General features: G+C 52.3%; 20 protein-coding genes and 2 pseudogenes. 10 read left to right on the plus strand and 12 right to left on the minus strand.

Translation table 11 applies throughout. The features are described from left to right. The first annotated feature begins 166 nt into the window (after window positions 1-166). From KTT_RS35405 to KTT_RS35425, 5 genes are all read left to right on the plus strand, one after another. On the plus strand, window positions 167-619 hold the full coding sequence (locus KTT_RS35405; protein ID WP_126602979.1) for an ROK family protein: 453 nt from the start codon (window positions 167-169) through the stop codon (window positions 617-619). Further along, a protein-coding gene (locus tag KTT_RS35410; protein ID WP_126602981.1) for an IS3 family transposase occupies window positions 588-1716 on the plus strand; the annotation gives its coding sequence in 2 pieces (ribosomal slippage) (window positions 588-862 and window positions 861-1716; 1131 coding nt in all). The genes KTT_RS35405 and KTT_RS35410 overlap by 32 nt, the downstream gene beginning before the upstream one ends. A gap of 346 nt (window positions 1717-2062) precedes the next feature. Continuing rightward, window positions 2063-2599 (plus strand): IS110 family transposase, encoded by a 537-nt coding sequence (locus KTT_RS35415; RefSeq protein WP_160146381.1) that lies wholly within the window; start codon window positions 2063-2065, stop codon window positions 2597-2599. Window positions 2600-2742: 143 nt separating this feature from the next. Continuing rightward, on the plus strand, window positions 2743-3504 hold the full coding sequence (locus KTT_RS35420) for a transposase (RefSeq protein WP_218031085.1): 762 nt from the start codon (window positions 2743-2745) through the stop codon (window positions 3502-3504). Window positions 3505-3809: 305 nt separating this feature from the next. Next, window positions 3810-4181 carry a hypothetical protein gene (locus KTT_RS35425; RefSeq protein ID WP_126602987.1) on the plus strand — a complete coding sequence of 124 codons (372 nt, stop codon included), beginning with the start codon at window positions 3810-3812 and terminating at the stop codon, window positions 4179-4181. 716 nt (window positions 4182-4897) lie between these two features. Here the strand turns inward: KTT_RS35425 and KTT_RS35430 are convergent. Further along, entirely contained in the window at window positions 4898-5278 is a 381-nt protein-coding gene (locus KTT_RS35430) for a MerR family transcriptional regulator (RefSeq protein ID WP_126602989.1), read from the minus strand. 221 nt (window positions 5279-5499) lie between these two features. On the opposite strand from KTT_RS35430, the gene KTT_RS35435 reads away from it, so the two are divergent. Further along, complete coding sequence (locus tag KTT_RS35435) at window positions 5500-6354, plus strand: patatin-like phospholipase family protein (RefSeq protein ID WP_126602991.1); 855 nt, start codon at window positions 5500-5502, stop codon at window positions 6352-6354. A gap of 535 nt (window positions 6355-6889) precedes the next feature. On the opposite strand, the gene KTT_RS37880 is transcribed toward KTT_RS35435, so the two are convergent. The 3 genes from KTT_RS37880 to KTT_RS35450 all read right to left on the minus strand — a co-directional run bounded on the left by KTT_RS37880 (window position 6890) and on the right by KTT_RS35450 (window position 9951). Further along, the gene (locus KTT_RS37880; RefSeq protein WP_126603377.1) at window positions 6890-7150 is read right to left on the minus strand and encodes a DUF1398 family protein; all 261 of its coding nucleotides are present in this window, start codon (window positions 7148-7150) and stop codon (window positions 6890-6892) included. Window positions 7151-7219: 69 nt separating this feature from the next. Next, the gene (locus KTT_RS35445) at window positions 7220-7603 is read right to left on the minus strand and encodes a hypothetical protein (RefSeq protein ID WP_126602993.1); all 384 of its coding nucleotides are present in this window, start codon (window positions 7601-7603) and stop codon (window positions 7220-7222) included. Between the two features lie 1625 nt (window positions 7604-9228). Further along, window positions 9229-9951 carry a hypothetical protein gene (locus KTT_RS35450; protein ID WP_126602995.1) on the minus strand — a complete coding sequence of 241 codons (723 nt, stop codon included), beginning with the start codon at window positions 9949-9951 and terminating at the stop codon, window positions 9229-9231. 125 nt (window positions 9952-10076) lie between these two features. Between KTT_RS35450 and KTT_RS35455 the strand changes: the two genes are divergently transcribed. Beyond that, a complete protein-coding gene (locus KTT_RS35455) occupies window positions 10077-10397 on the plus strand; it encodes a hypothetical protein (RefSeq protein ID WP_126602997.1) in 321 nt (106 codons plus the stop codon). Here KTT_RS35455 and KTT_RS35460 read toward each other — a convergent pair. The 8 genes and pseudogenes from KTT_RS35460 to KTT_RS37885 all read right to left on the minus strand — a co-directional run. After that, window positions 10389-11576 carry an acyl-CoA dehydrogenase family protein gene (locus tag KTT_RS35460; protein WP_126602999.1) on the minus strand — a complete coding sequence of 396 codons (1188 nt, stop codon included), beginning with the start codon at window positions 11574-11576 and terminating at the stop codon, window positions 10389-10391. The two genes, KTT_RS35455 and KTT_RS35460, sit on opposite strands and share 9 nt — an antisense overlap. Window positions 11577-12079: 503 nt before the next feature. After that, complete coding sequence (locus tag KTT_RS35465) at window positions 12080-12424, minus strand: LLM class flavin-dependent oxidoreductase (RefSeq protein WP_126603001.1); 345 nt, start codon at window positions 12422-12424, stop codon at window positions 12080-12082. A 546-nt stretch (window positions 12425-12970) separates the two neighbouring features. Continuing rightward, entirely contained in the window at window positions 12971-13138 is a 168-nt protein-coding gene (locus KTT_RS36380) for a hypothetical protein (protein ID WP_160146383.1), read from the minus strand. Window positions 13139-13186: 48 nt separating this feature from the next. After that, window positions 13187-14335: a transposase gene (locus KTT_RS35475; RefSeq protein WP_160146384.1), complete on the minus strand. Its 1149-nt coding sequence runs from the start codon at window positions 14333-14335 to the stop codon at window positions 13187-13189. A 151-nt stretch (window positions 14336-14486) separates the two neighbouring features. After that, window positions 14487-15728, minus strand: a complete 1242-nt coding sequence (locus KTT_RS35480) for an MFS transporter (RefSeq protein WP_126603006.1) — start codon at window positions 15726-15728, stop codon at window positions 14487-14489. A 356-nt stretch (window positions 15729-16084) separates the two neighbouring features. Continuing rightward, the gene (locus tag KTT_RS35485; RefSeq protein ID WP_126594738.1) at window positions 16085-17944 is read right to left on the minus strand and encodes a reverse transcriptase/maturase family protein; all 1860 of its coding nucleotides are present in this window, start codon (window positions 17942-17944) and stop codon (window positions 16085-16087) included. 420 nt (window positions 17945-18364) lie between these two features. Then, window positions 18365-20239, minus strand: coding sequence for a group II intron reverse transcriptase/maturase (gene ltrA / locus KTT_RS35490; protein WP_126603008.1), 1875 nt, complete (start codon window positions 20237-20239; stop codon window positions 18365-18367). Between the two features lie 569 nt (window positions 20240-20808). Next, window positions 20809-20916: pseudogene (locus tag KTT_RS37885) on the minus strand (IS3 family transposase); the annotation flags it as partial. 56 nt (window positions 20917-20972) lie between these two features. Between KTT_RS37885 and KTT_RS35500 the strand changes: the two are divergent. The 3 genes and pseudogenes from KTT_RS35500 to KTT_RS36885 all read left to right on the plus strand — a co-directional run bounded on the left by KTT_RS35500 (window position 20973) and on the right by KTT_RS36885 (window position 22388). Continuing rightward, window positions 20973-21764 (plus strand): annotated as a pseudogene (locus KTT_RS35500) (IS6 family transposase). Between the two features lie 7 nt (window positions 21765-21771). Beyond that, complete coding sequence (locus KTT_RS37890; protein ID WP_371864949.1) at window positions 21772-22173, plus strand: DUF5131 family protein; 402 nt, start codon at window positions 21772-21774, stop codon at window positions 22171-22173. After that, a complete protein-coding gene (locus KTT_RS36885) occupies window positions 22122-22388 on the plus strand; it encodes a DUF5131 family protein (protein WP_218031087.1) in 267 nt (88 codons plus the stop codon). The genes KTT_RS37890 and KTT_RS36885 overlap by 52 nt, the downstream gene beginning before the upstream one ends. Window positions 22389-23086 lie beyond the last annotated feature (698 nt).

Consider the following 23086-nt stretch of genomic DNA (forward strand, 5'->3'; position numbering starts at 1 on the left):
TTTTTGGCAACTGTCAAATACCCTCTATGCATCACCATGCTTGAGGCAATCTCCCATAGGGGATTGTCGTAGTTGCTCGTATACTTTTTTCGGTTCTCTATTGCGCTTTCTATTTTGGGCTCTGCACAGCTCTGTATGTTTATATATCCGCATAAAGGAGTGAGTAATGGCTGGCGAGGCAGGCTCGGTTCGAGGAAATGTGCTGGCATTTGATGTAGGGGGGACACGTATGAAGGCTGGGATTGTCCAGAGCGATACGATTGTTGCGGGACAGACAGTGCCGCTCAATGAAGAGGACCAGGCAAGGGACGCGCTGACCAGGATTGAGCAGATCAGCCAGTCGTTATTGGCGCACCATGATATTTCCGCTCTTGGCCTCTCTATTCGTGGCATCGTCGATCCTCAATCAGGAATCATCCTAGATGTGAATGGCATCCTCTCCGAACTCATCCATGTTCCGCTGGGCGAGAGGTTGTCTCATAAATTAGGATGTCCAGTCTTCACTGAGTATAATGGGGGCGGAAAACTGGACAGGTCAATGAGATACAATAGCAGGAAGGAGACAAGCATCCGCAAGGAGGAAAACCATGGCAAGTTCACCGAAAAAGTACAGCAGTAATTTCAAAGCGAAAGTGGCTCTGGAAGCAATAAAAGGTCTGAAAACAATCAACGAGATATCTTCAGAGTATGGAGTGCACTCTACCCAAATTACGCAATGGAAAAAGCAAGTCCTCGATGAACTGCCAGCCATCTTTGAGCGCCCAGGATCTGAGCGAGCGAAGAATGAAGACGCCTTAATAGCAAGCTTATACCAACAAATCGGCCAACTCAAAGTAGAGGCAGATTTTCTCAAAAAAAAATCAGATCAGTACCGTTGAAGGGAAGCGGCGCTTGATCGAGCCACATCACCCACACCTGTCGATCGCACGTCAGTGTGAACTGTTGGGATTAGCTCGTTCAAGTTATTACTATGAGCCTGTGCCTGAAAGTGAGGAAGATCTGCTGTTGATGCGGTTGCTTGATGAACAATATACGCGAACTCCCTTTTATGGAAAGCGGAAAATGGTGGTGTTCCTTCAAGAACAAGGATATACCGTCGATCGGAAACGAGTACGACGGCTGATGCAGCGGATGGGCCTGGAAACAATCTATCCAAAACCACGGGTGAGCCTGCCGGGAGAACCCTCGGTACGCTATCCCTATCTTCTGCGCGGTATGAGCATCGATCGGATTGACCAGGTCTGGAGCTGCGATATCACCTACATTCGCCTGGCGCGAGGCTCTGTGTTCCTGATGGCGATTATTGATTGGTTCAGCCGGTTTGTGCTGGCGTGGGAACTTTCAACCACATTGGAGACCAGTTTTTGCCTGGAAGCGCTGGACCGAGCCTTACAAGCGGCCCGGCCAGAGATTTTCAATACTGATCAGGGTGCTCAATTCACCAGCAAGGACTTCACTGGTCGTTTACTCCAGGCAGCGATTCGTATCAGCTGGGATGGGCGCGGGCGGGCGTTAGACAATATCTTTGTGGAACGCTTATGGCGCAGTGTGAAATATGAGGAAGTCTATCTCAAAGACCACCAAACCGTGTCAGAAGCGAGAAAGGGGTTAGCAGACTACTTTCATTTTTACAATTACAAGCGATATCATCAGTCCTTAGATTATAAAACGCCTTTTGCTGTGTATCGACCTGATTGTTTACCATCAATTCTCTGATACTGCTGAGTTCTCTCTTAAAATTGGCCCATTTCTGTCTACACACAACAGCTTGCTTCTGAGATGTTGACGACGTAGAATTCTCAGCGAGAGAGGCACTCAATGCCAGCTACATTGGGAAGTGGAACCTGGAGAACCTTTTTCTGTCTATGGAAATCGACTCTTGTTGTCTAAGTGGGAAATGCGCTGCGATCCCTCATGAACCTTTGAGGAAGCCCGTGCCGACCTTTCGTGTGTAGCTGGGCAGGGCGCATTTGCGGGTTCCGACCTCTCTCACCCAACAATTCTGGTTATGGACGATGCCAAGAAAAAGACACTCTGTTTTTTCAGCGAGAAGAGGATGTCCATGGCTACTAAGACAAAGGCACGCACGAAGCTGACTCTACTTCATCTGCTTCCACAGGAAACTCTCTACGTGGGGGTCGATATCGGAAAATTTCGACATGTTGCAGGCTTCCTCTCACGAACGTTGCTCACACGCCATGAGCATTTTGAAGGCTGCCCAACCTTTGTGTTCGAACAATCACGAGAAGGTTTCCGCTCATTTGTCGAGCGCCTTGGGGAGTATGTGCCGCTCGAACAGACCATTGTTTTGTTGGAACATACCGGTCATTACCACCGGCTTTTAGAACAATACCTGCTTGATCTGGATATTACCGTGTACCGCGTGCATGTCCAAAAGCGAGTGGAGGGCATGCTCAAAACGGATAAACGGGATGCACTGAGCCTCGCCAATGCGCTTTACACCCAGCTTGAACTAGGAGCCCAGGTTCAGGACAAAATGCAATTAGTACGCCGGATTGAGCCTCCTACTAGCGCGGCTGCCCAACTCCAAGGAGTGATGCGCCATCGGTATGAACTGGGCCACATGAGTACCCAATAAGTACCCAATATCGGAATAAATTAACGGCGATTTGCGATCAACTCTTCCCTGAGCTGGTTCAAGTCTTCCGCGACCCGAATTTGCCTACGGCACTTGCCTTTCGCTCTGCGTTCCCAACCCCACACGCTATCGGCGTGGCTTCTTTGGGCGACTTACGTGCGGCCCGTCAGAGAACTTTTCCTTCTGATGCCCAACTGCTTGAACTTCAGCGGTTGGCCGACACAACCATTGGAGTCACTGATCTTGATAGACAACGAGGTCTTGTGCTTGAACAAGGCTTGCAGATCAAAGAACTTCAGCTCGTTCAGCAGCACCTAGAGGATCTCCGAACGGCCATTGTGGATATTGTCCAAAACTGTTGGGAAGGTCAGATCTTACTTTCCATCCCTCCAATCGGACCGGTACAAGCTGCAACTATCATTGCCACCATTGGCAACATTGCCAATTTTGCCAAGGCATGTGAACTCAAGTCCTACTTCGGCTGGGCTCCGAGAAAAAAACAGACTGGGGTTACCATGGATCGGACCAACCTCTCAACCCGAGGGGTCCGCCCCATGAAGCAAATGCTCTTTCTGATGGCGGCGCGGGCAACGACTCTCGATTGTGAATGGGCTAGGATCTATCGGCGCTTGCTCCCTCGCCTCTGCACCTACGACGAGAAGACCAAGGAGTATCGAGGCAAGAAAAAGGTGCTCGGTAGAATAGCTGGACAGATGGCTTCAATGATTTATGCCTTGCTCAAGACGGATCAGGAAACACTCTCCCAGGTGCCCCCAGGAGAAACGCCTCCTCCTCCGATGCTCTATGACCGAGAGGTCCATCGCAAGCATCAAGAAGGCTCCTATTGCTCGCTCAAGCCCAATACGCTGCCCAGAAAGATTCTTCAACTTCCAGGTAAGTTGTAATGCCCTCTCAATGAGAGCCTCCTCGTTTTCTTCCTCCAACCACGAGGGAAAGGGGGTAGGGAGCCTCAAGCTTCTAGAAAAGCTTGAGGCGTGGGTGGAAGGGGAATCTCAGGAGACGCCAGCTCTATGGGCAACAAATCTAAGTCAAGCTGTTGTGCAAGGTTCATAACAACCTGGCTGGAAATCCTCAACAATTTCCAGCCAGGTTGTTATGAACCTTAGACAAGTGATACCACCGTATAGTGTGTCACCGATGCACTCTGGTGATGAGCGGTGTTGTTCTCTGAAGAAGGAAAGGATGAAGGATGCCTGATCTGTGGATAGCGGATATTCCGGAAGATGTTTTTGGCTCGTTGCAAACGCTTGCCCGTTCAGCGAAGGTAGCAGAAGACGTGTGGATGCGAGAGTACATCATTGCGTCGCTACGGGTGATATGCCCTATTCCTCAAGAGTCCTATGTGCTTCATTGTAAAGGCAAGCAGGGGAGTTCTGGCATGATTTCCCGAAGATATAAGGAACCAGTCCTCCAAACAAAAGCGACATTGGTGTCACCTCGTCAAGAAGAAGCGTTTGAAAAAGCAGCGGAATTGGTGCGCCGAAACAAGATAGGAGATCGTGAGCTGGCCATCCAGATGTTTCAAACGGCATTTGATGAGGTTATTGAAGATCTCGGATGATGGGCCGAATCACGTGAGTGGATGACCAAAGGGACGGATGGAGGCAAGGTGAGCAGGTCCGGTGAACGTGCCGGGCCTGCGCGCTGTTTTTCGTTGTTGGAGGCCGTTATGGCTCCAATAGTGTGCTCAGGAGGGCGGCCAGCTGGGAGGTGTGGATGGTGGCGTTCGGGCACGAAGTGAGCAGGAGGGCGAAGATGCGGTGGAGATCGGCGTCGAACTGCTGAAGATCGAGTTCATGTGGGGATGAACATTACATTACTTTCTCAGCAAGCATTTCATTGCCAGGTGGTAGTAAGTGCGACGCGTGGACAGATTTTAGGGCGAAGAGTGAACAATCAGCGCGAAGCGTGATCAGCTCATCTATTGCTGATGAGCAACATGGCTGCTACAAGCAGATTTACCACTTTCAATAGTGTAAATTCATGAGCAAAATTTGCTTGGGTTGTGAGCTTCTGTTGCCCTGTTCCGGCCTGTTTTTGGGCTGAAACAGGCGAGTCTTGTCATTTAAACTCATTCGTGGCGCGTTTCAATCAGATAACCTGGCACCAAATTGCCAATAATTGGCTTGAGAAGCTTACCAAGACAATTTTTCAGAAAAATCATTGAAACCATAATATGGCGCATACCTATCGAAAACCGCTTTTAGAGCGGCGTAGCCTTTTTCTCTCACAACATGACCAGGGTTAAAAAGAGATGCGATTTCTCAGGTCGTCCTCTCACTCCTCCCCTTTTCCTTCAGCGCCCATCAACGCCATTTTGTGTGCCAACATCTGTGCAAGATACGTTTGAACCTGTTCCAATTCGGCTTGTTTCCTGTCGATCTCTTTCATCTTTTGATGAAGAAGCTCAACAATCTTTGGGAGGGAAAGCTCCTGTGCCTTATTTGCTTGGATCAGCGCTTTGAATTCTGCTAACGTAAATCCTGCTGCCTGAAACTTTTTGAGCAGGAGAAGAAGCTCAACGGCCTCCTGACAATAGTCGCGATAGTTATTGGCTTCACGTCGAACATAGGGTGTATCGAGCAGCCCTTCCTTCTCATAAAAGCGAATGGTGGGAGTTGTCAAACCAGTCTTGTGTGCCAACTCATGGATTTTCATAGGCATCTCCTTCCAAAGGTCTTGACCTTCAAGTATACTTCATGGTTTACACTCTGCATAGTGAGTAGCACAGAGCAGCACAGAATCAAAAGGAACAGGATGTGCGTGAGTAGCATCTGGTTGGGTGTCTTCCTGACATCGGATAGCTTCCTTTTTGCCTGTGTGTATGAGGAGGCTGCTCATGAACACCTATTGTTTGTGCCAGAAAAAAGGAGATTGATATGACCATTCAGAAGCAAAAAGCATCGACCCGAGCCATTGTCCTGGGCGGAGGTGGGGTAACCGGCATTGCCTGGGAAATTGGTATCCTAACGAGCTTGCTCGAAGCCAGAATTGCCCTTCATGAGGCAGACACCATCATCGGCACTTCTGCAGGGGCCTTTGTTGGAGTGGCCCTGGCTAGCGGTTACGATATGAACCGGCTCTTCGCTGCCCAGTCAAAACCGAGTGATGCTGAGATCCCGGTTGCAGCGTCCGAGCAGACCACCACAGCGTGGTATCACGCGTTCGCCACCGGAGGAAGTGACCCGCAGCGCGTCGGTGCGGCAATGGGTGCCATTGCTAGAGAACATCCTGAGCCGGTGCCGGTCGCGCAACGTCGGCGCGTGGTCGAGGCTCGGCTCGTCACGACCGAGTGGCCTCTGAGGTTGCAGGTGACCGCTATTGACGCTGAGACTGGACAATTGCATGTCTTCGATCGAACATCAGGTATTGCTCTCACCGGTGCAGTGATGGCGAGTGGAGCTGTCCCAGGTGTCTGGCCGCCAGTGTCCATCAATGGCAGAATATGGATTGATGGGGGCATGGTGTCGACGACCAATGCACGCCTGGCCCAGGGCTACGAGCGGGTCGTGATTCTTGCTCCGATGCCGACCAGCTACGGTTCAATCCCAGGAGTCGCAGAAGATGTGGCGGTGATGAGCGCCAATGCGAACGTTTTTCTTGTCAAACCAGATCCGCAAAGCATTGCAGCGATCGGCACCAATCCATATGACCCGACACGCCGGAGTGTGGCCGCAACTTCCGGGCGAGCACAGGGTAGGAGCATCGCTGCCAGCATCGCCGCCATGTGGTGACCAGACCGCCGGGTGCTTCCAGTCCCGGTTACCCCTGAAGGCATGGTGCAAAAGCTGCCGCCATCCTCCTTTTTGCATCGGAAAGGATCTATAAAAACCGTAACATGGCGTTTTTCTCGTATAAAATGGCGTTGCGTCAAAAAAGTTTACAAAAGAGATGATCTACGAATGTCTCGGCACAAGAAAATATTGTTCCGCCAAATTATGCGAGAGAGGCAGTCGGCTCGAAGCGCTTGGCAGCGTGGCAGATTATTGAAGAAACAGTATTTTTTAGCTGAAAAATGACAAGTCTCGCTGGGTTCCCTGCTACTATAGCCCACACATAACAGGCAAAAGCAGTAACATTCGCACACGAATTTACAGAAACGATCCAGAACGATCCGCATCTCAAGCGGTTTCTCTCGTTGTCAATGGTTGTGCTGTTCACGCTTCGCGCCGATTATTCACTCTTCACCTAAAAATCTGTCCACGCGTCGCACATACTACCACCAGGCTGGTCGTAGTATGTCACCGTCATGTGGATGGTATCAAACGTTCATTTTGCTCCGCCGCTCTCGGCGAGACCTTTTGACATTTCCAGGTAGCTTGTTTTCCCCTGGAGATGTCGGTCAAGATGTGCCATAAAATTTTCTCGGTGGTCCGCGTTGGCAACAGTGAGTGTTTCGTGTGCTGGGAGAGAGATGACTTTCTGACCATCTTTCCCAAAGAATTCGGGATGCCCATTGGTTCTGAACGAATCAAATTGTGCTACTCCAATAGCATTCAGTGCCTGTAAGTAGAGATTGAGCGTTTGTATGTTGCCGGGGCGATAGTCGACAAGGGCGGCATTTCTCCTCGAGAAATGCCACCCTTGTCGACTATGCTCTTATGAGAGAGGTGTGTTTTTCTTTGTTTGTTGCTCTGTACGCTTGTCGGAGGCACGTTGCATCCAGTCAAGCGAATAGGTTGGGCTCGCATATCCGAGGAAGTTGCCCATATCGAGCATGAGTTTGAGTTCACTGGTTTCCAGGTCTGGAGCCATTGCCGTCACAAAGCGGCGTCCATCGCTGGCTTCCACCAGGGCCCAGCAGACGACCTGTTCGGTAAAGAAGCCTGGTTCGCTCTCAGCTGGTTCCTGGGTATTGCCCCAGACGGCTCCCCAGCCTGGCAGCGCTGGCATAATCTGCAAAATGGTCAACGCTTCGCCTTCACGTGCTTCAGCTAGTTGTATGGGTTCCACTATTTCTTCATGTCCTTCAATCGATTCCATGTGTTTCACCTTTCTTTTTCTTTTCAGGTTCCATACCCTTTGAAGCAATTTTCAGTGCATTTTACGTGCGTCATACACCGAAGCGGTGTGGTAGTCTTCCAACAATGCGTTGATGCACCGCGATGACATGCATATGTTGATAGGATGGAAAGAGAAAGAGCTATGCACCAAGGCATTCTGTTGGATCTGCTCCACGGTTGCTCGCATTTCTGGCACGTGTGACACCCCTTCTCACCTAGAAGATGCTTCACCCAGAGAACGGTCTGTTTTCCGTTCCACCGCAGGGCATTATACTTCGCCTCCTTGCTGTCGTCAACTCTCTCGCCAGTGCTTTTCCGGGTGGTTCTCCTGATGAAAATCAGGCCTTCTCCTGGTCGATCAGTGCCAATGCGGTGATGCACTGAGGGCGATAGCGATCCATATTTCGGCACCGAGTACAGTAGGAGAGAGCTGGTCACCTGCGTACCATGCCGTCAAAAAGCATGAGGGGGCAGGTGGCCAGCCCTATTGTTGTAGGAGAGCGCGCCATGCTCAATCTACCGGTGAAGTTCCTGCAAGGCATCCACACTTGAAAGGGCTTTAAATGCGGAGACCAGATTTTCATAGGTGTAGGGCACCGTTGGGTAGATCAGCTCTCCCTGGCGTGTATGCATCTCATCTTCAGGCGCGGGGGTGTTGACGCGGGCTGGCTCCCTTGCGCGTCTGATCTGCGCGGCGTGGCGTGCCCAGCAGCAAGCATTGCCCCTTTGAATTGCCCATTGGTCAAGTACTGCATGGACTCTCGTTCGTAGTCGTGCTTGAGTCCATAGCTACTATACTCATTCTTCTGGTTGGCAGGTGCAATTGCCCGACTGATCCAATACTGAACAGCGTCTTTTTCTCTGGCGTGAGCTTCTCGTACTCTTGTGAATTGTCACCTATGGTTCTACATTCCCTCCTTAGAAGACCCTAGCTGGGTCTGGTCAAGTCCTGGCTGGTAAGCTTCCACCTTTAGGCGTGGGTTACTTGACGTGAAAGATAATCTTATTCGCAATGCGAACAAGTTCATTCACAATGCGAATAGATTCACTTGCAATGCGAACGGGTTTACGAACATACAATACCATAGATTTTGGTGGATGGAGCATCACTGTTTGCCATCTTTGCCCAAATCGGCTACGGTGTCCAGATCATTGCCGCACAAGTGCGATAGGGCGTTTACTTCTTCGTCTGTTTTCGTGCAATGTATTTCTCTAGGGCTTCCTCCATCACCTCGTACAGCTTTCTATCGTCAGCCAGTGCGCCGGACTCTCTTTTTTTTGCAAGGAGTTGGAGTTTCCGCTTTTGGTGACCTACCAGGTATAGAGAGGGAGCAGGTGAAGATGGTGCTTGCTACGCCCAGCTGACCTCCCACCTGCTCCTCTATTCAATGACCTCCCGATGTCTCGCCACGACTACTCATGCGTAGTAACGACTTGTGGCGACTACTCATACCCAGTGGCGCCTAGTAAGGCTTACGCCTATTTCTCCTCAGGCCGTTGTGGTGGATAGGACAGATAGGACACGCTCCAGCCGATCATGAGCAGCACGTAGACAACACCCACCTGCATGTGAATGGTCCAGACCACATGCATAGTGGATGCAATCTAGATCATATAGACGGCGTAAGGAGCGGAGGTGGCAATAGCGGCAAAGATGCGCATCTCAAGTACACGCGTGGGAGACGGTTTCAGATACCAGTAAGCCAGGTCGATGAGTGCCCCGCCCAGCAAAAAGACCGGGACGATAAACCACAACTGGCCCATTACCGACAGGCAGGTTGCAACCCCACCTAGAATGTACGTGAACATGCCCGGCTTCAGGGTCCAGAAGCGCGACACGTGTAGCACAAAGACGATAAACAGGATAGCCTGGATAGCGATGCCGCTGGTGGCAGCGATCTGCCCGGTGCCAAAGGTCAAGGGGGTGATCGTAGGCCAGGTACGAGTAAAGATACCAAAGGGCTGCAGGGTATTCGCGATCAGTACATATAGCAGCAGGAATGCCGTTGCCAACAGAAAATAGTCGCTCCACGACGTGGGAGTCACCCTGCATACATACATTGAATAGAGAGGGCCGGTGATGAAGAGGCTAATGCAGATCAGCCCGCTGAGATGTGTGGGACTGAAGAACGCGTCAAGAACTTGCTCCACGCCAAACAGGAGGTGCCACGTCATATCACCCAGTCCATCCAGGACCATCAATCCAAGTGCCAGGTAGACAAGCTTGTAGCCTTGGGGGATCGCCTCTCTCCAGCTCCCGCTGCGTTGTCGATTGATGACCAGGACCGTCAACCGGATACCGATCAAAAAGACCAGACCCGAATACAAAATGCCATGCCAGGGCGTCCAGAACGTCTCAAGTTTTGGGATGTTGCCGTGAAGCAGAACTCTTTGTGCTGCGCGCCCGCCTGCAAGGCGGGATTCTGAACAAAGCGAGGCGGGGAGCCCTCAAATTGACCTTACCCATTGGGTTTGTCTACACCGAAACGGATACCGTGGTGCTTGATCCCGATTTGCAAGTGCAAGCGAGCGTTCACGAGGTCTTTCGCAGTTTTGCGCACACTGGATCAGCGTTTACCACAGTCCGTCACTTTCGTCAGCAGCAGTTGCTTTTCCCGTGCCGCCTGCGTCGTGGAGCACATCGTGGAGAACTTGTCTGGGCAGAGATTGAGCACCATGATGTGTTGCGACCCCTGGATCCCCTACAGGGGCTGGCCGCCCCTGTCATTGCAAGCAGAGATCGTGAACTCCAATTGTATGTAGCCCTAGCGTGATGAGAATGCCTGCACACCGGTGATATCGCGACCCACAATCAGCGATTGAATCGTATCTGTGCCCTCGTAGGTGAAGACGGCTTCGATATCGGCGTGGTGGCGCGCAATATGGTATTCCAGCAGGATGCCGTTACCGCCCAACATCTCGCGCGCATCGGCCACAACCTCGCGAGCCAGGCGCGCATTGTTCATTTTGGCCAGCGAAGCCATCGCCGCTGTCATCTTACCCTCTTCCTGCAGTTGTCCCAAGCGCAGCGAGAGCAACTGCATGCTGGTCACATTAGCCAACATCTTGGCTAATTTATCCTGGATGATCTGGAAGTTAACCAGCGCTTTGCCAAACTGCACACGCTCTTGCGCGTACTTCAGCGCAATCTCGTAGGCTGCTACAGCGTGTCCCACCGCTTCCCAGGCCACGCCGGACCGCGTGGCGGTCAGTACGCTTGAGGTATCCTTGAAGCTGTGCGAATGGGCCAGGCGATTCTCTGCGGGGATGCGTACATCTGTAAGTGTGATGTCTGCCTGCCATACGGCGCGCTTCGCCACCTTGCCCTTCATTACTGTCGGCTCGAAGCCGGGCGTCCCCTTCTCGACCAGGAATCCGCCCACCTTGCCATCGTCATCGCGTGCCCAGATGATAATGACGTCCGCGAAGGATGCGTTGCCGATCCAGCGCTTGGAACCGTTGAGCACATAGCTATCGCCATCACGATGTGCGCGTGTCTCCAGTGCCACCGCATCTGAACCATGGTTCGGCTCCGTCAGACCAAAGGCTCCGATCTTTTCCATGCGCGCCATCGCCGGCAGCCAGCGCTGCTTTTGTTCCTCAGAACCCAGCATCGCGATCGATGACATCGCCAACCCCGAATGTACGCCGTAGAAGGTGCAAATACTGGCATCGCCACGCGCCAGTTCGAGTCCGATCAGACCCGCCGCCACCGCGCTCATCCCTGGACAACCATAGCCCTTGATACTGCCCCCCGCCAGGTTCAGCTGTGCCAGTTTCGGGATCAGCTCAAAAGGGAACTCTGCCCGTTCCCAGTAATCATTGATAATTGGAATGATCTCGGTATCGCAAAAGTGGCGTACTTTTTGACGAATTGCGCGTTCCTCCTTGGTGAGTAGCTCATCCATCAGGTAGAAATCAGTGTTCGTTGTTGAAGCAATATCTGTCGACATAGCGTGTTATTCCTTTCGTCTCGTCATGATGACGTGCCTGCTTGAGGCTAGATACCAGGGTGGCATGTATCGATATAGCATATAGTAGCGTTACTTGCTCATGCAGTGCAAGGGGACGCCTGGTGCTTATCAGGAGGAGGTAGTTCTCGTGTCCAGGAGGACAAAAACCCTCTTGCGGTTCTGGAGTGGCAACTCACTCAGAAGCGTGGTGGTCCCTGGTGAATACGCTGGCGGACCTGCTCAACCGTATGATGAGGCGCAAAGTGCTCCAACCACCAGGTTGCACCTGACTGGGCAAATGAAGCCACATGCGCTGCTGCCTGTGCCTCGTCGGTCTCGCCAGTCAGCCCATAGGCAATTGCATCGAACGGGGTTGCTTGCGTTCGCTGGGCAGAGATATAGCCAAGGAGTTCACGAAAGTCCTCTGTAGTGAGATCATTCCCGCTCTTCTGGGGAAAGATCCCATCGAACTGAGCCGCATGACGAAAAGGCTTTTTGTGGGGCTAGTTGCCCGCGACCCAGATGGGAATGCGCGGTTGCTGCAGGGGTTTAGGCAGAAATTGCACCTTCGAGAGATGATAATGCTCTCCCTCGTAGCTAAACTCTTCCCCACTCCACAGGTGTGTCAGGATCGCAAGCCCCTCATCGAGCATTCCTCCATGAATTCTGGCATCAGTTGTCTCGCCAAAGTCATGATATTCTCCAAAGTAGTCACTCCCCAGGCCCACCCCGAGGATAAGGCGCCCTCCTGAAAGGTGGTCGAGTGTGACGGTTTCACGTGCCAATTTCCAGGGGCGGCGCGGCTCTAACCAGAGTTTTAAGAAGGCAACGCAAGATGCTTCCCCCATTGCGGATCTCTTCGAGTTGGTAGGCGAATATGCTTCAACACGCCGTTTCGATGATCTCTCTGCAACCTACACTTCTGTTCTGCATATAAAAGAAGCAACCCGAGAGGAACGGAGCTGGGCTTACTATGCACTGATAGATCTTTTTTTTGAGCCAGCGAGAATGGCAGAGAGCACACGACTATTTCAAGCTCTATGCAGCAGAAGCTCGTCCCTTGTCAAACTAGTATTGGTGGCACAGCGAACTCCGGCGATGTGGGATGTTCTTCTTAAACTACAACAGTTGGTAAGAGGCATGAGAGGGCGAGTTCACAAGGCCTTTTGCGTAAGAAGTTCAGCTTGTTCGCAGCCAAAGTAACGACACACGCGCTGCCTGAGTTCACTTGCTGTTCAAAGCTGAGCTGGTTCGACGATCACACGCTTGCCGTGGACCCATTTTGGTTCAATCCTGTTCAGCCAGGGACTCTTAGTCGGTAACCAGCACGGGATAATGTGGACGCCACCATTGCTTTGGTTCTGCCCAAAACCCTGGGTCAATCAACTTGGGGTTCATGGATAGATGCGGGCATTGGCCGGACGCATCCAGTCTTCGTTGAGCCATGCAACCCGTAAGGCGACGACGGAGGTGGCATTGCGGCGCAACCAACTCATGCCACGCCGCTTCATGCGCCGATTGATCACCACCGCAACCGCTCGTTCAATGATGCCGCTGCCCACGGGATATTCTTGCCTTCTCCACTCCTCGTAATTGCCGATCCAGTCGCGCTAGTTCTTCAGATAGGTCAAAGCTGCTTGGAGGGCTTTCACCTTCGGATGCCCTCGGCCTTCTTGCTGCCAGCGCTGTAAGCGTTCTTGTGCCTTCTCGATCTGCCCTTTCCAGAGCCAGGTGCGCAGTTGCTTGGACTGGGCGGTAACCCACTTCGCGTCCTCCTCACGCTGGAGTCCCACGGCTCGTACCGCTTTGATCATCGTGCGCCACAGATGCGGCCAATCTAGAATGCATGTCGCCTCGGGAAAGTGCCGCTGCGTTTGTGTTTTGATCCACTGTGCCCCATCGGCTATCACGACCTGTTCCTGTTGCTCAATGCCCAGCACCTGTACGGTCTGGGCGGCTTGTTGGCCGATCACCGAGGCTTCGGTGAAGGCGAAGGTGGCGGCGTAGCGACGCTTCTGCCAACGTGATCGGGAGACCACAGGCGTACGATGATGCTGCACGTAGCGCTCCAACTCGATCCAACTCATGTTGCCAGATGGGGCCTCAGGCTCGTTCACGATGACTTTGTGACTGGCGACCACCGCGATTTTGCCCTCCATGCCGCCGCGACGCTCTCGATTGGGCACCCAGCCTCCATCGAGACCAATGATGATTCGGTCGGCTGAATGCGGTTCTCCTTCGTCCTGCTGCCCAGTGGTGGGAACAGGCACTGGCTGATCTTGTGCTTGCTCTTTGGCGACCATGTGCCCACGTGCATTGGTCAACAACCGAATCTCTTCCGCACTGATTTGAGCCCCTGAGAGACGAGCCAGCACCTGAGCCGCATGCCGATAGGGCCAGGATGATCCGGCCAGGCAAGCGGCATCCGCTAGTGCTGTGCTCACCCGTCCCCGTTGCAATGGCTGCAAGAGAGGCTGTGCGGGGCAGAAACGATGAAAGCACTGCTGGCAACGGATGCGCACCCGCGCGATCCGCACGGTCCCGAAGAGCGATTGTATGGTCTGAGCCACGGTTCCCTCGATGCGTCCCTGCCCGCTACTGCAATGAGGACAGCTGCGATGGTTCAGTTCCCACTGGCGTATTCCTTGTTGCAAGCCCTGGCGCATCGCGTGATGGCCGGCAGCTTGGATCTGCGCTTCCATGTTGGCTAGATCAGTAGTTGCATCGATGTCGACAATGAGCGATACTTGAATATGCATGAGAGTTTCCCTTCTGTGGTTGGTTGAGGTTTTTTTTATCCTACCACAAAGGGTTCTCTCTTTTTTATTTTTTAACCCAGGGTTTTGGTTGCAACCCTTATAGCCAGTACTTGATGAGGCAGTTGATCTCCCGTCGATGAGCGAGTACCTGTCAAGCTCCGGCGTGGATGACATGCTTATTCACAGATGTCAGAATCGCCAGGAACAAGGCACAGGCTGACAGGAAGAGAATCGCTGAAATGACCCCAAACCATTGGATCACTAGGCCAGTCAAAGCAAAGCCGAACGGTTGGAAGCCAAAGGCCAGCAGGCGAAACACACTATTGACGCGTCCCTGCAGTTCATCTGGAATCAGCGTGATCCGATAGCTGAACTGGACCACGTTATAGATAGGTCCTGACACAAAGAGGCACGCAGAGATGACTCCCAGCAGGAACGGGTTAGGAGCGATTGCATAGAGCGGAAAGCACACCGCCTCAAACCAGATGAGGCAAATAATGACCGGACCAAATCGGTAGCGCTTCTGGATCGGCGCGCCCAACAACGAACCAACAATTGCACCGACTCCACCAATTGTCAGGATCGTTCCATAGAGCAGCGAAGAGCCATGTTGCTGCTTCACCAGAACCAGGAGAATAGGGAGTAAACCTGCGCCGACAAAGTTACAGCCGCCGGTGAGAAAGGCGATGTAGCGAATGAGCGGCTGGTGCCAGAGCCAGACGAGCCCCTCGCGAATCTCGACCAGCAGCTTGCGCTGCTTCTGAGCCTCCCGTTTCTCCTGAAAAGACACTTTAATAAAGCTCAGGGTAATCACAGAGACCACGTAGGAGACCGCGTCAGCCAGAAAAGGTACAAAGCCACTCAACGTGTAGAGCGCGCCGCCGAGTGCCGGGCCGACGAGCACGGTTGCGCCAGTCGTCGTCTCGTTCTGAGACGTGGCCAACGGAATCTGCTCTTTACTCACGACGCGTGGCAGGCAAGAGGCTTCCGCCAGGTTAAAGAAAACGTAGAACGTCCCTTCAATCAGAGTATTGGCGCAGATCTGCACAACGGTCAGCCGTCCCAACGCCATCATGACAAGCACACTCGCCAGATTGAGTGTGCGGCCGGTATCGCAGAGAACCATCAAGTGTTTGCGATCCCAGCGATCCACCAGCGCACCAACGATCAGACTGAGCAAGATATAGGGCAACGTGCCCAGGCCGCCTACCAAGCCAACCAACGCCGCCGAATGCGAGAGGTCCCAGACTAGAAGCGGATAGGCGGTCTGAGTAATGGTTGTGCCAAGAGACGAAACCGCCTGACCGCTCCAGAGCAACATAAAGGCATGGTTGCGCCAGAGGGCCACCCTGCTTACTCTGTTCGTCTCATCCTTCATAATCGTTGATTTCATGCATCCTCTTTTGTCGTTGCGATGTCAATCTTGCCATCATCGATCCTGGTACATTAAAACCACATATCAGGTGCTGCTCCTTGAGGTTGCCCCGTTTTCGTGGAGCCTCCAATAATTGGGGCTGAGAAGAATGAAAACGTTTTTACGTACGTAGATTACGTAATACGTATTTATTCTACCATGAAAAATATATTACGGTAAACGTTTGATAACGTACGTATTTCTCCCATGTTTTCATACTGGAGCGGACTCATATATCCCAGTGTAGAATGTCGACGAATTCGATTGTTAACCTAAGCGAAGGAGTCGCCCCCTCCGCTCGGCTTCAAAATGAAGTAGGATACCGGGGAGGTCCCTCACGGGCCTTGTCCGTTACCCTCTTCCCGAACCGGACTGGACCGTTTCCGTGTCATCCGGCTCTCCGGTCCCTGTTTCCGAAATGCTGCGGTGGATGTTCCTGCATGGATCTCCTCGTGACATTTCCGGCATACCACCAGGGTTTTGCGTCGGCGTGTCGCCATTTGTTTGACCCATCCAGGTTTCTCTCTTCGTCCGGGCTTTTCCAAGTCGGCTAGTTTGCGGATATGATGGACCTCTACTTTCTCGCTGGATCCGCAGAGTTCGCAGGTGTCGGCTAACATCCGCTGAAGTAATTCGCTCCGGTTAGTCATGACGAATTGAGGGAAGCGATCAACAAGGATAGCATCTTGTTTCCGTTTGAGAGGAATTCCCCCAAAATGCGTAACAAGTGGCTTCTTGTTGTCTCGTTGCACCACTACTTGCAGGCATTTTCTTGGTCCATGAGGCGTTTCGATGGTGGCTTTGTATTTCTTTGCCATCTTCGTTACGCTCGATCGATGCTTGCCTGCCAGCGTTTTGAGCAACGATGTTTCTGCAATCCAGTGCAATTTGTTGAACCAGCCAACATTGTGAGCCAAGAGATAGTACTGGACAATCCCTCGATATTCCGACTGATATTTGCTGACAATGCTGTAATCACTGTCGCGGATCAGCACGCCTCGTTGAGCTGGTTTTCCTCGTTGCATATACAATGCACATTTTTGTTCAATGACTTCTTTGGGAACTCGTAAGGCTACCATCTCGTTGACTTGTCGTTGCCCTCGATGGTCGAGCTTGTCATCGACATGTTGACTCACGATCTGATACCCAAGAAATTTCGCTGCTCCTGTTCGCGCATGCGTCAGCAACGTTTTCTCCTCGGACAGTTCCAACTTGAGCGTATCGTGCAGGAATGTCCTCAGTTCGCGTTTGATTTCCTCGGCTTCTTCCTTTGGGCCACTGAAACCAAGCACCCAATCGTCGGCATACCTCACATAACGGAGTCTGCGGTAGTTGGGGTCTTGAGGATGTTGACTCGGCAGCTTTCGCCGCTGCTTCCGCAACATGCGGATAGCTTGTCGATCTCCTCGACGCTTGGCACGGGCAATGGCATTTTCAATGTTCTGGTACGCAGGATTTTTGGCTCGTCGCTTCCCTTGATTGTATTTGGGAAGCAACACCGTCTCGACAAATTTGTCCAGCTTATCCAGGTAGATATTACTGAGTATTGGGCTGCACACACCGCCTTGCGGTGCCCCGCTCAGCGTTTCATGCCAGCGCCATTCTTCAAGATACCCTGCCTGGAGCATGTGTCGGATCAATCGCAAAAATCGGTTATCGTGGACTTTTTCTCCCAGGATAGTCATGAGTACTTCATGGTCCAGGCTGCCGAAACAGTCGGAGATATCGCCCTCAATATACCAATGCACGCCTTTCCAGGTTTGCACAATTTCGCTGAGTGCCGTATGGCACCCGCGCCCTGGGCGAAACCCGTGAGAATGCTCGCTAAAGCGCGGTTCAAAGTAGGCATCGAGCAATTGACGCACCACCTCTTGCATCACTTTTGACGACCAAGACGGAAGTCCGAGCGGGCGTAATTTTCCATTCTTTTTGGGAATGGAGATCCGTTTCACAGGTGTCCATCGCCACCGTTCTTGACGGATGAGGCCAATCATGGCTGCGATTTTCTCCCTGGACATACCATCCACGGTTTCTCCCGTGGTGTCTGGCGTCATGGCTCCGTCATTGGAGTAGAGACGCGCATACGCCCGGAGGTACAACTGTGGATTGTAGAGCTGTCGGTAGAGCCTGGTTACTGGTAATCCTCGCTCACCGCGGTTTCGGATGATACTCAGGACTGTTGTGGCGTCCTGCATTTTCGCATACCTCGCTTTGCTGAGTATCTAGGTTCCTGTGCCCCTTTGCCCTGTACGCTGCTTTCCAGCGCTCCCTGGTGGGACGTGATCCCCACGACTCATATGGGCACTCTGTTACCCTAAAGGTCGCCCTTCGTAGGTAATCCCGTGGTACGTCTTTGAGATACGTTCTAGCCGCACGTTAGGGTCTCCACTCATCTCTTGATCTGACTTCGTTCGTCTTCTTTCACCTTCAGGGATTGCCTCGGCCTCCGGTTCAAGCCAAAGCAGAAGATGACATCGTTTTCAAGCGTTCTTCCGATGGGCGGGCCACTTACACCAAGTCGAGATTGGAGTTTAAGCAGTCTAGCTTTACCCGTGGTGGGCGAGCCATATGACGCTCATGCTTTACAACGCTTTCAAGCATGGGTCATTTTTTTTTCAGCATGCTCTTGTTCCGTTTGGCTTTCGCCGCCGGGTTAGCTGGTGGCTCAAGAACATTTCCCTAGTTCCTCCTGTCTGTAACAGGAATATCTCAAAGCGCCTCACGGCGCACACCGGACTGGAAAGTTTCCCTTCATCCGGCTCCTCAATGATCGGGTCCTTGGCACAGATACCATTGACACGTCGAGCGTGTCGTTCATCATGGCAATGTCGGTGGAGCAAGCATTTGTTGCTGAGTTCTTCGCCGCCTCCTTCGCTCTTTGGCGTAATGTGGTCGATTTCAATGACATCGGTGTCTTGAAAGAGTAACTCACACCAACGACATTTCCCTTGCTGCTTGCGCAAGAGGATTCCCTTGACGCCATTGCACAGAGGATGTTGTTTCAGTCGTTGGCTCCAGTAGAGGAGATCGCCATCGTAAGGGCTGGCCGCTCCCTTGACTTTGATGTGTCTTTGGACATGTGCTTGGCCGTGCTTCCACAGCTTTGCTTGCTGGCTTTGAAACTGCCAGCCCTGTCCTTCGTCCACATGCCAGTATTTGTTCGCGATCCAATGCCCTCCCTTGTTGGGATGGCGGCGCTTCGCCCACCGTTTTAATTGGAGGTAGAGCAGCTGGTCACAGGCATGAAACGTCTTTGAGGCCGCTGTTCTGCGATGGTAGTTCGCCCATCCCCGATTCACGCGATTGAGTTCCTCAATGAGCTTCTCTTGTGGGGCATGTTGATTTCTGTCAATCACCACCTTCATATCAGCAGTGTGACGTTTGACCGCCTCTTTACTGGGAGTGATGATTGTTTTGAAACCGAGCGGTCTTCCCCGCGGGTTCTTTCCCGTATGGGTTTTGCCCACAGCGAATTGTCGGACGGTCCAGCCGAGAAAATCGAAGCCCACCTGCCCCTGGTAGTCCTGAAGCGTGTGGGTTATCCGGGTTTTACTGGGCTTAAGCTCTAATCCCATTGTGCTCAACCATGTTTCCAGAAGATGCTTTGCTTTCTGCACACCTGCCTCAGTGGGATGAAGAACAACCAGATCATCGGCGTAACGAACCAGTTGAGGAACGCTCTCCTTGTAGGAGAAAGCTTCTCGGATCGCTCTTTCGATGTCATGCAAGGCAATATTCATGAGTAAAGGAGACACGACTCCTCCTTGCGGAGTTCCTTTGATCGTCTCATGAAAGCCGCCATCTTCTAGGATGCCGGCTTTCAGCCATGCTTTGACCGTTCGTTGGATAGCAGGATAGGAATGCAGTTTATCGAGTAAGGCCGTATGGGAGATGTTATCGAAGCATCCGGCGATATCTGCGTCCAGCACGTATTTGGACTGATAGCGGATTGCATTGAAAATGGCTTCTTTGGCATCCTGGGCACAACGGCCTGGGCGAAATCCATAGCTGTTCGGTTCAAAGCGGGCTTCCCATTCGGGTTCCAGAGCCAGTTTGATGAGGCACTGATGCGCCCGATCCAGCATGACCGGAATGCCTAGCGGTCGCTTTTCCGCTTTGCCCGCCTTGGGTATCCAGACCCGTCGAACGGGTCTGGGTTGATTGCCTTCCCATTGTTTCGGGTGGATTTGCTCAGCCAGGATCAGTCGCTGTTGGGGCGCGACGGCTTTTACCCCATCTACTCCGGCAGTATTCTTGCCCTGGTTATCTTGCGTGACCCTCCGCACCGCGAGGAGACGCGCTGCCCTGGATTTCGTCAGCAACTTCTGAAGTTTGTGGACGGCTTGGGTATTGCCATGTTGACCGGCTCGAAAGATGCGCTTTTGGAGTCTGTACACATGCTGCTCAAACTTGCGCCAGGGCAACTTGCGCCAACTCTCACTCTCAGGATCAGGCTCACGCCCGGTTCTGGGTGCCTTCGTCTCTGACATCCGACTCATGCCTCTTTCTTCCCGGTCATCGTCCCCACGTCAGCCTATCCTCTGGCTTTCCCAAAAGCATTTGCTTCTTGGGGAATCCTGCTCGACATCCGCGTGCAGATGGTTTCCTGCTCACCGCATCGACCAGCGATGAGAGCCGGATGTCGAGTTACTCCGTTCCCATGATGTGTTTTACGCTCCTGTAGGCGGGTGCTATCCACCGGAGATGTTGGATGAGTGAAAGGAGAGAATATTACAGTTCTCGCCTCATATTAATCTCATTACCGTTTTGGTCAAGCCTATCAGCCTCTTTGGCTTGTTAGAAGTTACGATGGTTCAGATGCACCTTCAGTTGCCTTCGCCGTGGGAGCCTGGCTTGGAAAGTGGTCATGTTGAGACTCATGAGGCTTTCCATTTCTGCCCGCTTGACGGATTGAGGACCAGTCGCTACCGTCGGGCAGGGCCATTCCACGTTCACCTCGTGGGAGAGAAATTGCGTCTCCCATCAAATCATGAGTTATCAAGGATAAATATCCTTGCCAGCCATCCCTTCATGGTCAAATGAATTTCGGCTGAACGGATCGCACGTAATACGCTTCTATATAGGCGAAAATTGATGATCTTGCTTCTTCATGGAATGAATTGAAAGTTTCTTGTACGCATTCATCCTTCAATGTACCAAAGAAGGTTCTGTTGCAAAAAAAGAACCTCATCTGATAGGATAGAGCCAAAAACTGAAAAGAAGATGGTTCTTACCATGCAAAACGTGTTCAAATGGCGTCATTTCCAGGCCGACATCATTCTTTTGTGCGTCAGGTGGTATCTGCGCTATTCGCTCAGCTATCGTGACCTTGAAGAGATGATGATGGAACGGGGTCTGCACGTCGATCACACCACGATTTATCGCTGAGTCCAACGCTACGCACCCGAACTGGAGAAACGCACCCGACCGCATCTCAAAGCCTGTACCAACTCCTGGAAAGTCGATGAGACGTATATCAAGGTTAGGAACGTTTGGATGTATCTCTACCGTGCCGTGGATTCAAACGGCAATATCCTCGAGTTTCTCTTGCGTCCAACGCGGGATGCCGAGTCCGCCAAGTGCTTTTTCGTCAAAGCACTCGCATCGACTGCTCGATCAGCTTCTCAAGCATGTCCGATTTCAGAGCAGATGGCTCCACCTACGACTCCGACTGATACCACAATCATCACGCCAATTCCTCGCGTGATCAATGTCGACAAGAACGCGGCCTATCCCAAAGCCATTGCTGAGCTCAAAGCCACTGGAATGCTGGCTCAGCATGTGGAATTGAGGCAGGTCAAATATCTCAACAATCTCATCGAACAAGATCATCGCTTCCTCAAACGCTTGACCAAGCCAGGGATGGGCTTTTTCTCCTTCGAAACAGCCTGGCGAACCATCCAAGGATTTGAGGTAATGAACATGCTGAGAAAGGGGCAGGTACAAGGAGTGAACAAAGGAGATGTACAAAGACAGGCTACACTGGTCGCTAGACTCTTTGGCATTGTTGCCTAAGCTGAACATGGAGAGGCCTACCACGCTTATCTTGTTTCTTCTCATTTTTTGCAACACAGCCTTCGCAACGGTGCAACTGCTGCCTGATCGTCTGGAGTGGCCCTTACACCAGAAGCAGCCGAAAAAGATTTTTGTCAATTCAATGTCCGATCTTTTTCACAGCCAGGTGCCGGAGGACTACATTCAGCAGGTATTCAACACTATGCGCCAGGCACACTGGCATACCTTCCAAGTTCTGACGAAACGATCAGGCAGGTTGCGGCAGCTCGCGCCCCGTATTGATTGGCCAAAGAATGTCTGGATGGGGGTGAGTGTAGAAAATGATGCGATGACGGCGCGCATCAATGCACTGCGGGGATGCGGTGCGCCCATTACGTTGAACCCTTGCTGGGTCCGCTCCCTTCCCTGAATCTTCAGGGCATTGACTGGGTCATCACCGGTGGGGAAAGTGGCCCCAATGCTCGTCCCTGCGATTCTGAGTGGGTGCGAGCTATCCGTGATCATTGCCTTGCCGATGGCGTCGCCTTCTTCCATAAGCAATGGGGAGGCCGTCAGGCGAAGGCGGGTGGTCGCGAATTGGACGGGCGCACCTGGGATGAGTTTCCGTCGAAGGGGGTAGCCTAAATGAAGCGGTCTACGTTGCCCATGGTTTCTCTGTTTCCTGAGTTTGCACGTCCCGGTAAACCCGATTTTCAAGCATTAAAACTCAGCCTCGTGTGCGTGTCCTTTAGCGGGGGCAAGGATAGTTTCCTTGCCCTGCAGGGGGCAATCCGCCTCTTTGGGCACGAACGGGTGTGTGCCCACCATCAGGAAATCGAGGAAGACTAGCCGGGCACCAAAGAATATGGAGCGGCTATTTGCGCGCAGCTGGGCATCCCGTTTTACTCCTCGAAGGGGTGCTATGGTGGCTATCGATGCCTGGATTGCGACCACATCTACCTCTTCGCCGATCCAGAAAAGGCGTATTGTCGGCCGCCAAAGGGGTGCGGATCACGTCAGAAGGAGCAGATCGCTCTCATTGACTCGGTGCATGGGAGCAAGAGGGACCCTTCCATCTGATACCTCATTCATGTGAAAAGAGGAAACACCATGATTTCTTTCAGGATGAGTATATCAGTATTGCTCTCTTCAAGCAGACAGGCTGTATGCATCAAAGTTGATGGAGTTCCATATCGGAACTCCATCACTTTCGGTGCATGAGTTTTGCACCGCTCTGAGCTGAAAGACGGGCTGATGCAGCCCCCGAGCAACGCCTCTGAGGATACCTTGATTATATGGGCATGCGATGTACCCACAAGAATTGCTGAATATCCCGTGATTGG

This window comes from Dictyobacter aurantiacus (assembly GCF_003967515.1).
Classification (GTDB): Bacteria; Chloroflexota; Ktedonobacteria; order Ktedonobacterales; family Ktedonobacteraceae; genus Dictyobacter; species Dictyobacter aurantiacus.

What these genes read in the sequence shown, in the direction of transcription:
- KTT_RS35480 (WP_126603006.1), bottom strand. Translation starts at nt 15,728, where the DNA reads ATGAAATCAACGATTATGAAGGATGAGACGAACAGAGTAAGCAGGGTG.
- KTT_RS35485 (WP_126594738.1), bottom strand. Translation starts at nt 17,944, where the DNA reads ATGCAGGACGCCACAACAGTCCTGAGTATCATCCGAAACCGCGGTGAG.
- KTT_RS35460 (WP_126602999.1), bottom strand. Translation starts at nt 11,576, where the DNA reads ATGTCGACAGATATTGCTTCAACAACGAACACTGATTTCTACCTGATG.
- KTT_RS35425 (WP_126602987.1), top strand. Translation starts at nt 3,810, where the DNA reads ATGCCTGATCTGTGGATAGCGGATATTCCGGAAGATGTTTTTGGCTCG.
- KTT_RS37890 (WP_371864949.1), top strand. Translation starts at nt 21,772, where the DNA reads ATGGAGAGGCCTACCACGCTTATCTTGTTTCTTCTCATTTTTTGCAAC.
- KTT_RS35475 (WP_160146384.1), bottom strand. Translation starts at nt 14,335, where the DNA reads ATGCATATTCAAGTATCGCTCATTGTCGACATCGATGCAACTACTGAT.
- KTT_RS35445 (WP_126602993.1), bottom strand. Translation starts at nt 7,603, where the DNA reads ATGGAATCGATTGAAGGACATGAAGAAATAGTGGAACCCATACAACTA.
- KTT_RS35430 (WP_126602989.1), bottom strand. Translation starts at nt 5,278, where the DNA reads ATGAAAATCCATGAGTTGGCACACAAGACTGGTTTGACAACTCCCACC.
- KTT_RS36885 (WP_218031087.1), top strand. Translation starts at nt 22,122, where the DNA reads ATGCGGTGCGCCCATTACGTTGAACCCTTGCTGGGTCCGCTCCCTTCC.
- KTT_RS35405 (WP_126602979.1), top strand. Translation starts at nt 167, where the DNA reads ATGGCTGGCGAGGCAGGCTCGGTTCGAGGAAATGTGCTGGCATTTGAT.
- KTT_RS35465 (WP_126603001.1), bottom strand. Translation starts at nt 12,424, where the DNA reads ATGGGGGAAGCATCTTGCGTTGCCTTCTTAAAACTCTGGTTAGAGCCG.
- KTT_RS35435 (WP_126602991.1), top strand. Translation starts at nt 5,500, where the DNA reads ATGACCATTCAGAAGCAAAAAGCATCGACCCGAGCCATTGTCCTGGGC.
- ltrA (WP_126603008.1), bottom strand. Translation starts at nt 20,239, where the DNA reads ATGTCAGAGACGAAGGCACCCAGAACCGGGCGTGAGCCTGATCCTGAG.
- KTT_RS35415 (WP_160146381.1), top strand. Translation starts at nt 2,063, where the DNA reads ATGGCTACTAAGACAAAGGCACGCACGAAGCTGACTCTACTTCATCTG.